Here is a 15,924-nt window from a genome sequence, read left to right as displayed (position 1 = left end):
AAGATGATGATTCAAGACGCTTGGCAATCAAGTTTGAATAAAGCAACACTACCAACAGATTTGATAGCTACTTGGGCTGAACGCGATGTGCAAGAAAGTGATAGTGGTATACAGAAACGATTAGAACAAGTTGGTCGTTCATTAATGAAAGGATACCATACAGCTATTACTGATGAATTAGAAGCGATCGCCCCCAAGTTAAATGAAATCGATGAGGAGTTGCGGGGATTTGCTTACGAAGGTGTCGGTATGGGACTAGCACAGCGTGATTTTCTGACACCCACTAGCCAAAATCGCATAGCCATGTTTGTTGCAGGTGATGGTGCAGCTTATGCAAACATGGTTTATGTCGGTTTGGGTTTGATGTTAGCCAGAGTTGGACGACCTATCGAACCGCATTTGCAAAGACTTGATAACGCTAAGGGTTGGTTATTAGTCGATGGCTACGGCTACTATCAAGGTATGTTCTACTGGCGAGACTCACTCGATAGTCAAGTCATCTCGCAACCAATTTCTGGTTATACCCGCAGTGTCTTTGACCAAGGTTTAGGTCGCAGTATTTGGTTTGTCGATGGTGGCGATGTCAATCGCATCGCACGCACCATTGATGCTTTTTCACTCGATAGACGAGAAGATTTATGGGGTGGTGTAGGTTATGCCTGTGCTTACGCTGGTGGTGCAAAACGTGCAACCATAGAAGCCTTAGGAAATTCAGCAGGTGCTTATCGGTTGCATTTAGCGCAGGGTACTGCTTACGCTGCTAAGTCCCGTCAATGTCTTGGCAACCAGTCAGTCTATACAGAATTGGCTTGTCAGGTGTTATGGGGAGTGAGTGCTGATGCTGTGGCTGACAGTTTAGCCACTCATGGCGAAACTCCCGAATCTCCACTATGGCAGCATTACCGGGCACGGATACCTCATCCAGTTAGAGCAACCTTAGCAGCTTAGTATTTATTGCTTCACAAGGATAATTTAGATAATGCAAATTAAAGCAAATGAGGCCAACGCCTTAATGGCTGATACTTGGGGCCAACGAGGAATCCAAAAAAGCGATGCCGGAGTGCAAGAACGGTTAAGCAAGATTGGTAGTACAGTTTTACAAGGATATCATGTAGCGATCGCTAGTGAAGATTTAGGAGCGATCGCTCCTAAAATGAATGAAATCGATGAAGAGTTGCGAGGATTTGCTTACGAAGGCGTAGGTATGGGTCTAGCGCAACGCGACTTACTCACACCCAGCAACGAAAATCGCATGGCAACTTTTGTTGCAGGTGATGGTGCAGTTTATCATAACTGGGTTTATGTGGGTTTGGGTTTGATGTTGGCTCGTGCTGGACTGCCTATCAAGCCGCATTTAGAAAAACTCAACTTTGCTAGAAGTTGGTTAGCAGTCGATGGCTATGGCTACTATCAAGGTATGTTCCATTGGCAAGACTCACTTGATAATCAAGTCATCTCGGAACAAATTTCTGGTTATGCTCGCAGTGTTTTTGACCAAGGTTTGGGTCGCAGTATTTGGTTTATCGGTGGTGGCGATGTTAATCACATCGCACGTACCATTGATACCTTTGCACCAAATAGACGGCAAGACTTATGGGGTGGTGTAGGTTACGCCTGTGCTTACGCTGGTGGTGCAGAACGTGCAACCATAGAAGCCCTAAGAAATACAGCAGGTGTTTATCGATTTCAATTAGCCCAAGGAACAGCTTACGCTGCCAAGTCCCGCCAATGTCTTGGTAATCACTCAGTTTACACAGAATTAGCTTGTCAGGTGTTGTGGGAAATGGGTGTTGATGCTGTAGTTGAGAGTTTAGCGGCCAATGGCGAAGCACTAGAATCTCAGACTTGGCAACATTACCGAGCGCGTATTTTTCATCCAGTTAGAGCGACGCTAAAGTTTTCCGAAATGCTCTCCCAAGAAACTATTGCTCAACAAGGACAATCAAGATGATACAACAAGCTTGGCAAATCAGTGCCGAACAAGCTAGGGCACAGATGAAAGCTAATTTGGCGGGACGTAAGGTAATAGTGAGAGATCCGAAAGTGCCACAGCGATTTGGACATACTGCTGAAGGTATGTGGCAAGGATACCATACAGCGATCGCTGATGAAGAACCGGAGGCGATCGCCGCCAAGCTAAATGCAATTGACTCTGAGTTGCTAGGATTTGCCTTAGAAGGTGTAGGTATAGGTCTTGCTGAACTAGATGCACTCAAACCCCAGAAGCAGAATCGAGTCCAGGCTTTTCTCGAAGGAACCACAGCAGCTTATCAGACTATGGTTTATCTGGGAGTGGGTTTGGGACTAGTTCGGTGTAAACTGCCTATTGAGCCATATTTAAATCAACAGCACCCCTTAGGATGTTGGCCAGTAGTTGATGGTTATGGCTTCAATCATGGTATTTATTACTGGCAAGACTACATAGACGGTCAAGCTATTCCTGTGCAACTTTCTGGTTATCTGGGCCGCGTCTTTGACCAAGGTCTAGGTCGTAGCATTTGGTTAGTAGATTGTGCTGATGTTAACCGAATTGCGACGACTATAAGCGCTTTTCCTGCCACAAGACAGGCAGACCTTTGGGGAGGTATTGGTTACGTTTGTGCTTCGGTTGGTGGTGCAGAACGCTCAACTATAGAAGCTTTAGGAAAAGTAGCTGGCGATCGTGTGTCTGAGCTGGCTAAAGGAGCTACTTGCGCCGCCAAATTTCGTAAATTGCTTGGCAACCAAGCTGGCTACACGGGATTAGTGAGTGAAATATTGTGCAGCATAGCAGCTGAAGCAGGAATTGAGATTAAATACACTCCTCTAAAAAGCTTACCAAACAATAGTGCAGAACCAGACCAACAAATCTGGCAACACTACCGAGAATATCTGCTTGTATAAGCAAAATTCGCAAGCATTAAATTTAAAAGTTTTTTAAAGGGCAATACAAATATCTTGTATATTTGCCCCAAAATTGCTCTTGAAAGTGCCTCTAAATTCACACTATTACTCTGACATTTTTGGCGAATTCACCTAATCTTAAACTCTCCTTAAATTCGCAAAAATAAACCTAAAATGTACCTAATGTTAAATCTTTCTTAATTTACAAAAAAATGAAAGCATTGTATGATTCTAAACAAGCCAGCAAACCACTCCCCAAATTGTTTAAAAACCGCAGATATTAATTATTAGGTGGTTTGAAAAGAGCATTAAAGGCTCTACAAAGATTTAGGTGACATACATATATAACATTCCCAATGAATGTATCAAATTGAATAATTTCAAACCTGAAACCTGAAACTCTTTGGTAGAAAAAACTCGCTCCAACAGCATGGGACTATGCTGGTCATTGATATTCCACAAACAAAGAAGTAAAAAATATGGCGAAACCTAAAACAGTAATTCCACAATTACTAGATGAAACTTCCATATCTACAAACCCTTACACTGGCAAAGTAACATCTAATGGCACAATTTTCATCGCCACTCCAAATCCAATTTATGCACCAACTGGTGAGGCTTTTATCGGCACTCCAGGTAATGACAAAATAAACACAGAAGCGTTAACTAGCAATAATGTTTTATTCGGTCTTGGTGGCAATGATCACCTCTTCAGTGGCATTGGAAATGATGTTTTAGTAGCTGGTGCTGGAAATGACTTTGTAAATGCAGGTGATGGAAATGACCTAATTTTTGGTGACTTTAATTCCAATGGAGACCTCGACTTTGGTCAGGAAGGAAATGACACCCTCAATGGTGGCGCTGGGGATGATGTGTTCTTGGGTGGCGGTGGTAACGATATCTTAAATGGTGGAACCGGAGCTGACAACATTGCTGGTCAAGATGGCAATGATGTCATCAATGGCGATGCTGGTGACGATTTATTGACTGGTGGTTTAGGCAACGATACTATTCGTGGTGGGGCTGGAGACGACCGGGGTCTTGCTGGCCCAGGCGATGACCTCTTCTATGGTGGTGACGGTAATGACCGACTCGGCGGTGATACTGGCAACGACACACTCTACGGTGGTGCTGGGAACGACCTACTGATTGGCAATGTTGGCAACGACCTAGTATCAGGTGGTAAGGGCAACGATTGGATAGTAGGCTCTAACCCCTATCCTCCAGAATTAGGATTAGGCCTACCCGAAATTGATACCTTAACCGGCGGTAGCGGTAGTGATATCTTCTTCCTTGGGGAATTCACCATCGGTCAAAACACTAAAGTATTTTACGACAAACTAGGTAATCAAGATTACGCTTTAATTACTGATTTTAATGTTAAAGAGGACTTCATTCAGCTACCAGAAAGTCTCCAAACCATAATAGGACTGGGACCAACAGCTGCTGGTTTGCCAAAAGGAACAGCTATCTACGCTAACAGAAATGGTGTGAATGACCTGATTGCCATAGTTGCTGGTGTGACACCCCAACAGTTGGGATCTAGTGGTCGCTTTATCTTTGGTAATCCAACTCCCAACTCTACACCAGGGACAGGAATTTTCACCGGCTCTGATACTTCCGAAGGTTTCATCGGTACTCCGGGCAATGACACAATTTTTACCTTGGGCGGCAATAACACTACATTTGCCCTTGATGGGGATGACCGCCTCTTTGGTGGTGCCGGCAATGACGATTTTATCTCTGGGGCTGGAAACGACTTTGTTGATGCAGGTGGTGGTAACGACCTAATTTTTGGCGACTTTGACCTGAATGGCGACCTCGACTTTGGTGTAGAGGGAAATGATACTCTCTTGGGTGGTGCTGGCAATGATGTTTTCTTTGCTGGCGGTGGTAATGATTTGATTGATGGTGGAACTGGTAATGATGACATTGCTGCTCAAGATGGTAATGACACCATTAATGGTGGAACCGGTAATGACAACATCCTTGGTGGTTCAGGCGAAGATGTCATCTATGGTGATGCTGGCAACGATAAAGTCTTTGCTGGTTCAGGCAACGATATCCTCTATGGAGGTGATGGAGCCGACCGACTCGGTGGTGATACCGGCGACGACAAAATCTTTGGTGAGTCTGGAAATGATGTTCTCATTGGTAATCTTGGCAGTGACACTCTCTCTGGTGGCGACGGTGACGACCGATTATTTGGTTCTAACCCTTTCCCTCCAGAACTGGGACTAGGCAAACCTGAGATTGATATCTTAACTGGCGGTAGCGGTAGCGATATCTTTTTCCTTGGTGAATTCACTGTAGGCAAAGATAGTGCAGTCTATTACGACAAGCTAGGTAATCAGGACTACGCTCTGATTACTGACTTCAATCTCAATCAGGATTTTATCCAACTACCTGAAAACATCCAAATTACTATCGGACTGGGCCCAGTTCCTGCTGATTTGACAGGTTTACCACAAGGAGCCGGAATTTATTCTAACAATGACCTAATTGCTGTAGTTGCTGGTGTTGGGCCTCAACAGTTAGCAGCTAGTGGTCACTTCTTGTTTGTCTAGTAATTCGCCAAGGAAACTTGGCGCGGTAAAGGGCAAGGGGGAAAGGGAAAAGATGTTTACTCGAATGGCACTAAGAAAAGGCGAAAGGCTTGTGTCATCTCGTTCCCAGTCTGAAGACTGGGAATGTATTCCAAGAAGCTCTGCCTCTGGTCAGCCCACTGGAGGCAGAGCCTCCGAGAATTGGTTCTCAGCCTCCAGGCTGGGAACCAGTTAGGGCAAAGCTTATAGCTTTTCTTAGTGCCATTCATGTTTACTCCTTTAACCTTTCCCCTTTTCCCAGCCCTCACCTAACAATTTTGGGTTGGCAAACTACTAGGTACTGCGGATTGAGATTATAGATTGTCTTCTTAATATAAGGAGGGGTGGTAAAACAGTAAACCACCCTTGCTTATCAAATGACCAATCGCAAATATTTGTGAAATCAAAGATTGTGAGCGAGTGATGAAACCCTTGTTAGTTCCGAGCAGATATGGGTTGAGTATACATTTGGCTCTCCTTCGAATGGCACTAAGAAAAGGCGAAAGGCTTGTGTCATCTCGTTCCCAGTCTGAAGACTGGGAATGTATTCCAAGAGGCTCTGCCTCTGGTCAGCCCACTGGAGGCGGAGCCTCCGAGAATGGGTTCCCAGCCTCCAGGCTGGGAACCAGTTAGGGCAAAGCTTATAGCTTTTCTTAGTGCCATTCGGCTCTCCTTCTTTGTGATTTCTTTGGTTAACTTGTTTGTATTTATTTGGGCAAAAGCCGCTCGTGTAGGAGATTAATTATGTCCCGGCTCATAAAACGTCGTCATTTTCTTCAAGCAAGTATTGCAGCTACCACCAGCATAGGTATATCTGCGATTCGTGGTTCTGCTTTTAATAGTGAAGAATATGTTGAGGCGGTTGTTATCGGGAGCGGTTTTGGTGGAGCAGTCGCATCATTACGCCTGGGTCAGGCAAAAATTGAAACAATCGTACTAGAGCGTGGGCGAAGATGGCCAATCACTGATGCAGGCGATACTTTCGCTACATTTGAGAAACCAGATGGCCGTACTACTTGGCTTAGTCCAACTACACTGTTTTTTGATGAGACTCCCATTGACACTTATACTGGTGTCCTTGATGTCAAGAAAGGTAATGGTATTACTGCTTATCGAGGAGCAGGCGTTGGAGGTAGTTCCCTTGTCTATAGTGCTGTTACCTATCAGCCAGATCGAGAAATATTCTATAAAGCCTTTCCACGCAGCATCAACTACGAAGAGTTAGATAAGGTTTATTACCCACGGGTGCGTTCCATTCTTAATCCAGCTCTTATACCAGACGACATTTTAAAAACTGATTACTATTTAGCGAGTCGCATTTTCATAGAGCAGGGAACTAAGGCTGGTCTAAAAGTCCGTAAGCACAGCATGGCAGTTAATTGGGATATCGTTCGTCAGGAAATTACAGGTCAGAAAGTTCCTTCTGCTATTAATGGTGTATTAATTTATGGGGCGAACAGTGGTGCAAAAAATAGCTTAGACAAAAATTACTTGAAGATGGCAGAAGCCACTGGTCACGTCGAAATTCGACCTTTGCATGTGGTAACTAGGATAGAGGAATTAAATAACGGACGTTTCCGAATTGTTTGTAATCAAATCAATGAGCAAGGCATGATAGTTGTACAAAAATCTTTGATTTGTCGCTATCTATTTTTAGCAGCTGGTTCGATTGGAACTACTGAACTGTTACTACGTGCCAAGGTTACTGGCACATTACGCCGCTTGAATAATTATGTAGGACAATTTTGGGGAACTAACGGTGATGCACTCAGTGCTGTCATCAACAAATATCCAACTAATCCTTCACAAGGCGGCCCAGCAACATCAGTAATTGAACATTTTGATAATCCTATTGCTCCGGTGATTATCGAGCAAACTCCTCTTCCTAATTTACAGAATGGTGTCATTGCTTCCCTTGGTCAGGCAATTGCTAAACCGGAGGGCTATTTCACTTACAATGCTTCTACCCAGTCGGCTGATTTGTTCTGGCCCACCAACTCAGCTAACAACCAAAAAAATTCTCAGGCTTTGCAATATACATATAAATTGCTCGACAGAGCCAATGATACAACTGTTGCAGGACCACCGGACTCGAATGGCACAACTCACCCCCTTGGTGGTGCAGTTATCGAGAAAGTCTGCAATACCTACGGTCAGGTATATGGTTATCGTAATTTATTTGTTGTTGATGGTTCTCTGATTCCAGGTTCAGCAGGCGCTAATCCTTCGTTAACTATTGCAGCTTTAGCAGAACGATGCATGGATAAATTCTTGTTGCATAGGATTAGGTAGTACTGAGATTTCTTCCAAGATGAGACTTCTTGCAAAAATCATTTTTTTGCGATCTTATTTGTGCGAAGTAAGAAGATTGCAAGAGACTTCATGAGATGCGCTCACAAGAAATAATGACAATAATCTAGGAAAATTTTTGCGTTTTTTCAGCCTCTATTTTCAAGACAGGTCTACTGATTCTTAGAAAATTATCAGTTGCCATTATTTGATGGAAAGATGCAAAAAAAGTCTCAATACTTCTCTGGCTAGGAAAAATATGTCTGAGAAAACTCTGACCAACGCTGTTGAAGCTATATCTCAACATCAGGCTCTCACACAGCAGATAAACGTCGTTCAGGTGGATTTAGAAGAATTACCAGATATTGGTCAAGAAAAGTTATCATTCGATATTTTTTCGAGTGCGATCGCTATCAGCAACCTAATTCTTCAATCTCAAAAATTATTCTTCACAAATACTGTTCAAGAATTAAAAATAAATTGGCTATTCATCCGACGTGATATTACAATGTCAATTGTGCCTGGATTGTTATTTACTATAACTGCTTTAGTAAATTATCCTCCCACATCTTTGGCTCATGTGATATCGATATTAGTTGGTAGTTTAATCTATTTTTGGTTATGTATTACGTCATTTTGTATATCCAACCAAATCACCGATATCGAAGAAGACAAAATCAACAAACCAGACCGTCCATTAGTCCAAGGCATCATTTCTTATGGCGGCGCTCAGATTCGTGGGTATATATTTATGATGCTATTTACAGCAGTAGCTTGGTGGTTAGGAGTAATTGAATGGGCAATTTTATGGCAGTTCAGTTTTATTGCTCATAACAACTTTGGTGGTGCAAAACATTGGATGACCAAAAATATTTTCAGTGGATTTGGAATCATGTCTGAGATGGGAGCAGCTTGGCAAATAGTAGCACCAATTTCTCCTGTTGTTTGGTTATGGCTGGTGATATTATGTAGTGCCTGTATAATTCTGATATCTGTTCAAGATTTTCGTGATATTCCAGGTGATAAAGCAATTGGTAGGAATACATTTCCACTAGTATTTGGAGAGGATTTAAGTCGGATTTTAGTAAGTATTTGCTTTTTAGCGTACCCACTTTTAATCCATTTATGTTTGATGATGCCAGCAGGCAATACTTTGGTAGTTATGCTGTGGGATATTGCACTTTTCTTGTTGAGTTGTATTATTGCTGTACGATTATTAGTTTTGCGTTCTTATGCCGCAGACCATAAAACTTACCTACTCTTTACTGGTTGGTACTGCCTATTACTAACTAGTTCGATTTTCATTCTACGCGTGTAAATAGTTCAATTTATCCGTTTGGAGAATTATCCGATGGAATTAAAGCTCGGCATTGCTACTGCTAGTTTTACCCTATCTGTTGCTGTTATTGGTGTTAAACCTGCACAAGCTTTCGATTTTACTTATACAGACACTACCATCGGACAACCTACATGGACTCGTCCTTTTGTCGCCAATGAAGTAAACATTCCTACTCTACCTTCAGGTATAGGTACGGTTGCTAGTTATAGTACATTCGAGTTCAAAGTTGACACTAAAGGTTTGTATAATTTTCTGAGCATTGCTACAAACCCAACAGAATGGGACAATTACTTATTTTTGTACACAGACAACTTTAACCCAAACAAGCCACTGCTAAATGCTGTCATTGGTAATGACGACTTTCCCAAAAGAGGCCGTTCTGGTTTCAATAATGTATCTTTGACTACAGATAAAAACTACTTCTTAGTAACGACAGGGTATTTCGATGCAAGTCAAGGAGTATTCGAGAATACAATCTCTGGATCTGGCAAAGTAGTCAAAACTGTTCCTGAACCACCTATTATTTTAGGTTCAGCGATCGCTATGGTTATGGGTTGGATAATAAAGCGCTTTTCCAAAGCCTTCCAATCCCCATAATTATAAATTTTGCTGAATGCACGACAAATTAAGAGTTTTTGGTAGTATTCTGGATGTGCCTTGACCAGTAAACACAGGACGATAGCCAATAATTGGTGTTCCCGAAAAAAAATTTTGCGATTTCTGTCGAAATGTCCATAAATTAAACGTCATATAATTGAGCGCGGAAAATACCAAACTCGAAATCAACTCACAACAGAGGAACTAACATGCAGTACGCAATCCTAGTCTACGAAAGCGAAACCAATTTCAATAATCGTACAGATGAACAGGAGAAAGATGCTTATTGGGGCGCTTTCAGTTCCTATGCAAAGGCTCTAGCTGAAGCTGGTGCGATCGCAGGCGGTGCTGCGCTTTATCAGCCTCATGCTGGTACAACAGTGCGATTGCGCGATGGTCAACGGCATGTCCAAGACGGCCCCTACGCCGACACCAAAGAGCAACTTGGCGGTTTCTTCCTCATAGATGTACCAGATTTGGATGCAGCTCTGGATTGGGCGGCTCGTTGTCCGGCTGCTGCTGACGGTGCAATTGAAGTTAGACCTTTCTTGCCAATGACTCAAGGCTAATGACTACTGTGAATGCACGTCAAGCCGCAGAACTCGCAGCACGTAACTCATACGGGCAATTAGTTGCATACCTGGCAGTTCGCACACATGACGTGGCTGCTGCGGAAGATGTGCTTGGCGATGCATTCCTGGCTGCGTTGAAAGCTTGGCCAGAAAAAGGTGTCCCTGATAATCCAGAAGCATGGCTGCTGCTGACTGCACGGCGTCGCCTGATCGATGATGCCCGACACGCTAAGGTGAAAGCCTCAGCAGCCTATGCACTCAAGCTGATAGCTGATGATGTGCAACAGGAGACATCTTTAGAAGTTTTGTTCCCAGACGATCGCGTAAAGCTCCTATTTATCTGTGCCCACCCAGCGATTGACGCAGGTATCCGTACCCCCTTAATGCTGCAAACAGTGCTTGGGCTGAATGCTGTTCAGATTGCCTCAGCTTTTCTGATCGCCCCAGTAACAATGAGCCAACGGCTCGTCCGTGCCAAAGCTAAGATTCGAGATGCTGGTATTGCCTTCGAGTTGCCAGAAGCCAAAGATTTGGCGATGCGGTTGGATGCTGTGCTAGAGGCAATCTATGCTGCCTATAGTAATGGCTGGGAAAACTTGACTGGGGTCGATCCACGGCGCAAGGGTTTAACAGAAGAAGCAATCTGGTTGGCACGTCTGTGCGTACAACTCTTACCAGAAGAACCTGAGGCACGGGGGCTATTAGCGCTGATGTTACATTGTGAAGCGCGCCGTGATGCGCGTCGGACGAAAAACGGTGCTTATATTCCGCTTTTAGAGCAAGACGTAACACTTTGGTCGCAGCCAATGTTAAACGAGGCGGAGCGTGAACTTGCCGAAGCAGCAAAATTTAAGAAGCTCGGAAAGTTTCAGTTGGAAGCTGCTATTCAATCGACACACGCTCAACGTAGAGTGACTGAGCGCACAGATTGGCAGACTTTAGCACTTTTATATGAAGGGTTGATTCAGTTTTCGCCAACACTGGGTGCTTTAGTTGGACATGCCGCAGCGATCGCAGAAGCCAAAGGATTGGAACAAGGTCTGGCGCTCCTCGAAGCACTCCCTGCCGAGTCTGTCAAAAGTTATCAGCCATATTGGGCGCTCAAAGCTCACCTGCTTAAGCATTTGGGTCAGAATTCACAAGCTAAACAGGCTTACACCCGTGCCATCGGTCTAGTAGAAGACCCAGCTATCCGCGAGTTTCTTGTTCGTCAATCTAGCGTTATCAGCTAATACGAATTTAAGTTGCGATCGCTCTCCCAAAAAGATTTGTATCATCAAACTGTAAAAAATAGGATAAGTCAGAAGTAAAACAGATTATATCGCTAGATTTGAGAGTAAAATTGTATACTTCATAAAATTTTAGTTGCTTGCATTTTTTATCTAAATAGGTACGATATCAATGCAATTAGTATTGTTATACATAAGGCCCTCTTAGCCAGTTGAGTTCAGGTGTATATGCTGGTTATAGCGATACTCCTGAGGTGACAACCGCTAAACTGGACTTCGTCGCTGTTACCAGCTGCTCTCCTTTAATTATTGCCAAAGCTAAAGGCTTTTTTGCTAAGTATGGTATGCCTGATGTCCAGGTAAATAAGCAGGCTTCTTGGGCTGTTACGCGTGACAAACTGATGTTAAGTTCAGCCGATGGTGGCTTGGATGGTGCCCATTTACTCTTTCCTATGACATATCTGATCGCTACAGGAGAGATTACATACGGTCGTAAAATACCTATATATATCCTGGCTCGTTTGAATTTGAATGGACAAGGGATTTCACTTGTCAATGCCCACAAAAATTTAAATCTTGGTTTGGATAGTTTTGCCCTCAAATCAGCTTTGGCTCAGAAGGCTTTGACTGGAGAAATCTCGCGCTTTGCTGTTCCCTATCGACGGGTAACAGGAGATTTTTTCATGCGCTGGTGGCTTGCTTACGGCGGTATCGATCCAGAACGAGATGCACCTTGATGGTGGTACCACCGCCTCAAATGGTAGCTAACATGCGTGGTGGGACGATGGATGGTTTTTGTGTGGTCGATCCTTGGCATCATCGTTTGATTAAACAAAAGCTTGGATACTCAGCTGTAACTAGTGGAGAGTTGTGGAACAATCATCCTGAAAAAGCACTCGCCATACGTGCTAACTGGGTAGATAAGCAGCCTAAGGCAGCTAAAGCACTGCTAGCTGCTATTTTGGAAGCTCAGATGTGGTGCGATCGCCCTGAAAATAAGGAGGAAATGGTAAGGATTCTCTCACAACGCCAATGGATGGGAGTCAAAAGTGATTTACTTCGCGATCGCTTACTGGGAAAGTTTGATTATGGAAACGGTCGCGTCGTAGAAAATAGTCCTCATACGATTAAGTTTTGGCGCAATAATGCTTCCTACCCTTATAAAAGCCATGATTTGTGGTTTTTAATTGAAGATATGCGATGGGGGCATCGTTCCCCAGAATTTCAGGCTAAACCTTTAATTGAGGCTGTAAATCGCGAAGATTTGTGGCGAGAAGCAGCTAAACTTATTGGTCAAGAAAAAGCGATTCCGCCAAATACATCACGAGGCATAGAGAAATTTTTTAATGGTCTGGAGTTTGACCCGGAGAATCCTCAGGCTTATTTAAATACTCCTACAATTAGAAAAGTTTAATGAGTTATTTACAACACCGACCAGTATTCAACATTTTGGATGGGGAGCAATGCGATTCTGTGAGGTTGGGGAAAAAGGTGAATTATTAAACAAATCTCTCCCTTGTCTCTTCTTCATGCCCCATGCCCTATGCCCCATACCCAATGCCTTTGAGCAGAAGATTCATTGTGCGGCGCATATACGCTTCTACTGGCTCGGTGATGGGTTTAAAAATAAGTGCATAGTACAGTGACCCACTTAAAAGGTCGATAATTAGCTCAATGTCCGCATCCTTGTGAATTTCGGCTCTAGATTTGGCACGCTCAAGTACTTTAGACAAGGCTTCACGTCGGAGTTTTGTATATTTTGTCCAATAGACCTCGGCAAACTGAGGATTGCTAGACGCTGTACTAATAATCAGGGCGAGTGTCTGACGACCAAGGGGACTATCTATTTTTTTGGCGGCATTATTAATCAGGATATCCATGTCTCCCCAAAAGCTGCCAGTATCGGGGATCGCTACATCATCTCTCAGACTTTCGATCGCATCTGCAACTAGTTCTTCTTTGGAAGTGTAACGCCGATAGATTGTTGTTTTACCAACTCCAGCACGAGAAGCGATCGCTTCTATACTCATATTTTCATACCCTACCTCTGCAAGCAAATCCAAAGTTGCTTGCAGAATAGCCTGGTCAGCGTGGATGCTGCGTGGGCGTCCAGAAGTGCTATTAATTTGCTTACTCATAAAAATATCATCCCTAAGCAATATCTTTTTGGTCGTTTACTCCACTGTTAGGCATAGAACATAGCTTCTGGGAAACAAATAAGCAGGGTAACCCAATTCTTATGCACGAAAACAGCAGCAATGACCATCCATCTTTAGCATAAGTATTTCTGCCGCTTTTCAGGAAGAACTCCCTTGACCATTTGTATATGATACGCTACCGTAGCGTATGTATACAAAATTTAATTTTAGCTTTGACATCAGCGTAGGCTATCCAAAGCACGGTTTGACATTTCCCAGATATTATTTGTGCTAAATAATGGCTACCAACATTAAAGGTTCTAGTATTGACCAATTTGGTTATGTCCACGGGCCATTGAAGTGGGCGATCGCATTTACGGCTTCCCTCGGTGCAATACTAGAAGTAATTGATACTAGTATTGTCAACGTAGCTCTCACTGATATCCAAGCAACTTTGGGTGCAACAGTTAGTGAAGTGGGTTGGGTAGTTAGCGGATATGCGATCGCTAACGTCGTCTTAATTCCCCTATCTGCATGGTTGGGAGATTACTTTGGGCGTAAAACCTACTTTATTTTCTCGCTGGTTGGTTTTACGATTTCCTCTATTTTATGTGGGTTGTCCTTCAATCTACCAATGTTGATCGCGGCTCGAATTCTCCAAGGTTTATGCGGTGGCGGATTGCTAGCGAAAGCCCAGGCGATTTTATTCGAGACTTTTCCCCCAGCTGAACAAGGTTTAGCCCAAGCCGTTTTTGGCGTGGGTGTGATTGCTGGACCAGCAATTGGCCCAACCTTAGGAGGATTTTTAGTAGATGGTTTAGGCTGGCGCTGGATTTTCTTTGTTAACATTCCCTTTGGGATCGTTGCAGTCCTGATGTCTTTGGCGTTTTTGCCAAAGAATAAAGATAAGAACGATACCCAAAATAAAGCTGTTGATTGGTGGGGAATTGGGTTTTTAATCGTAGCTGTGGGTAGCATACAAACTGTATTAGAAGAAGGGGAAACAGACGACTGGTTTTCCTCTAGTTTCATCGTCTCTCTGACTATCCTTGGGATTATCGGCTTGGGGTTGTTTATTTGGCGAGAACTGAAAACAGATCATCCGGCTGTGGATTTGAGAGTTTTACGTCACCGTTCTTTAGCTGCGGGAAGCGTTCTCTCAGCAGTGGTGGGTATGGGGCTTTATGGCGCACTCTTTGCTGTGCCGATATTTGCTCAAAGCGTGCTGCAATTTACGGCAACACAAACAGGACTATTGTTAGCACCTGGAGCTTTAGCATCTGCGATCGGGATGGTTTTATTAGGTAAACTGACTAGTATCGTTGATGCCCGATTTTTAATTGCGATCGGTGCTGTCGGCTCATCTGGAGTCATGTTTCAATTGGCAGCAATTACCCCACAAAGCGGGACAGAGGATTTATTTTGGCCATTGGTATGGCGCGGAGCTTTTACTGTATTTATGTTTCTCCCTTTGAGTTTGGCAGTTTTAGGCCCACTACCCAAAAAAGATATTTCTGCTGGTTCTGGTTTCTACAACCTGACTCGACAACTAGGTGGCAGTATCGGCATTGCTCTACTTACGACTCTGCTTGACCGCAGACAGTCTTTTCATCGAGATATCCTATTATCAAAACTTAGCCCTTATGACCCAGAAACCAGTCAACGTCTAGACTTGCTCAATGGGGCACTTCAAGGACAAGGCATAGATGCAGCAACAGCGCAACAACAAGCACTCGCTTTATTAAGTCAAACAGTAGATACCCAAGCCGCTGTTTTGTCTTACGCAGATTGCTTTCGAGTCGTAGGCATAGGATTCCTTTGCTCATTACCCCTATTATTGTTCCTGGGTAAAGGCGGTGCAGGAGTGAAAGCGCCAGTCGGTCACTAGGGTAAAGGAAATAGCGATCGCATCCCTGCTAGAAATTCTTTGATTGCAAAACTACGTAAAAACGCTGGAAGTCACAGCAGAAAGTTAATACACACGGATTTATTTGGATGAAAAAAGTAAAAGTCCCACTCAGTTTTGAGCGGGACTATGTGAAGTCTTATTACTAAAATTAGAAATCTCGATCTTAGAAAAAGTTCATGATTGTAATAACCCCAACGCTGGTTAACATCATTAAAGCGCCCATAATTATAGACTGGCCTAATGGATTGCTGAATTTTGCGTTGTTCATTTAAGTAAAATCCCTTTTATTAATAGTTCCTTAACCATATCAAAATCAGTATAAATATCTATAAAAGTATTGTAAAACTTAAATTACCTTAATCTTTCTTAGTAAATACTTCATT

Annotated in this window: 12 protein-coding genes and 1 pseudogene; 12 read left to right on the top strand and 1 reads right to left on the bottom strand. The window is 43.3% G+C overall.

What is annotated here, in order from left to right; all coding sequences use genetic code 11:
- Positions 1-3: 3 nt before the first annotated feature.
- From FD723_RS05910 to FD723_RS05860, 11 genes and pseudogenes are all read left to right on the top strand, one after another.
- Complete coding sequence (locus tag FD723_RS05910; RefSeq protein ID WP_179064482.1) at positions 4-948, top strand: DUF1702 family protein; 945 nt, start codon at positions 4-6, stop codon at positions 946-948.
- A gap of 31 nt (positions 949-979) precedes the next feature.
- Positions 980-1,951: a DUF1702 family protein gene (locus FD723_RS05905; protein ID WP_256875087.1), complete on the top strand. Its 972-nt coding sequence runs from the start codon at positions 980-982 to the stop codon at positions 1,949-1,951.
- Positions 1,948-2,883 carry a DUF1702 family protein gene (locus FD723_RS05900; protein WP_179064481.1) on the top strand — a complete coding sequence of 312 codons (936 nt, stop codon included), beginning with the start codon at positions 1,948-1,950 and terminating at the stop codon, positions 2,881-2,883. The genes FD723_RS05905 and FD723_RS05900 overlap by 4 nt, the downstream gene beginning before the upstream one ends.
- 479 nt (positions 2,884-3,362) lie before the next feature.
- Entirely contained in the window at positions 3,363-5,450 is a 2,088-nt protein-coding gene (locus FD723_RS05895; protein ID WP_179064480.1) for a calcium-binding protein, read from the top strand.
- A 616-nt stretch (positions 5,451-6,066) separates the two neighbouring features.
- Positions 6,067-6,210 (top strand): hypothetical protein, encoded by a 144-nt coding sequence (locus tag FD723_RS05890; protein WP_179064479.1) that lies wholly within the window; start codon positions 6,067-6,069, stop codon positions 6,208-6,210.
- A gap of 2 nt (positions 6,211-6,212) precedes the next feature.
- Complete coding sequence (locus tag FD723_RS05885; RefSeq protein WP_179064478.1) at positions 6,213-7,760, top strand: GMC oxidoreductase; 1,548 nt, start codon at positions 6,213-6,215, stop codon at positions 7,758-7,760.
- 256 nt (positions 7,761-8,016) lie between these two features.
- On the top strand, positions 8,017-9,075 hold the full coding sequence (locus FD723_RS05880; RefSeq protein ID WP_179064477.1) for a UbiA family prenyltransferase: 1,059 nt from the start codon (positions 8,017-8,019) through the stop codon (positions 9,073-9,075).
- 33 nt (positions 9,076-9,108) lie between these two features.
- Complete coding sequence (locus FD723_RS05875) at positions 9,109-9,693, top strand: PEP-CTERM sorting domain-containing protein (RefSeq protein WP_179064476.1); 585 nt, start codon at positions 9,109-9,111, stop codon at positions 9,691-9,693.
- Positions 9,694-9,902: 209 nt separating this feature from the next.
- Positions 9,903-10,262, top strand: coding sequence for a YciI family protein (locus FD723_RS05870; protein ID WP_179064475.1), 360 nt, complete (start codon positions 9,903-9,905; stop codon positions 10,260-10,262).
- Positions 10,262-11,497 (top strand): RNA polymerase sigma factor, encoded by a 1,236-nt coding sequence (locus FD723_RS05865; RefSeq protein ID WP_218651799.1) that lies wholly within the window; start codon positions 10,262-10,264, stop codon positions 11,495-11,497. The genes FD723_RS05870 and FD723_RS05865 overlap by 1 nt, the downstream gene beginning before the upstream one ends.
- Before the next feature lie 203 nt (positions 11,498-11,700).
- Positions 11,701-12,908: pseudogene (locus tag FD723_RS05860) on the top strand (CmpA/NrtA family ABC transporter substrate-binding protein); the annotation flags it as partial.
- Positions 12,909-13,035: 127 nt separating this feature from the next.
- On the opposite strand, the gene FD723_RS05855 reads toward FD723_RS05860, so the two are convergent.
- Complete coding sequence (locus FD723_RS05855) at positions 13,036-13,632, bottom strand: TetR/AcrR family transcriptional regulator (protein ID WP_179064474.1); 597 nt, start codon at positions 13,630-13,632, stop codon at positions 13,036-13,038.
- A 298-nt stretch (positions 13,633-13,930) separates the two neighbouring features.
- Between FD723_RS05855 and FD723_RS05850 the strand changes: the two genes are divergently transcribed.
- On the top strand, positions 13,931-15,520 hold the full coding sequence (locus tag FD723_RS05850) for a DHA2 family efflux MFS transporter permease subunit (protein ID WP_179064473.1): 1,590 nt from the start codon (positions 13,931-13,933) through the stop codon (positions 15,518-15,520).
- Positions 15,521-15,924 lie beyond the last annotated feature (404 nt).

This window comes from Nostoc sp. C052 (assembly GCF_013393905.1).
GTDB lineage: Bacteria > Cyanobacteriota > Cyanobacteriia > Cyanobacteriales > Nostocaceae > Nostoc.
This window is presented reverse-complemented; position numbering and strand designations above follow the sequence as displayed.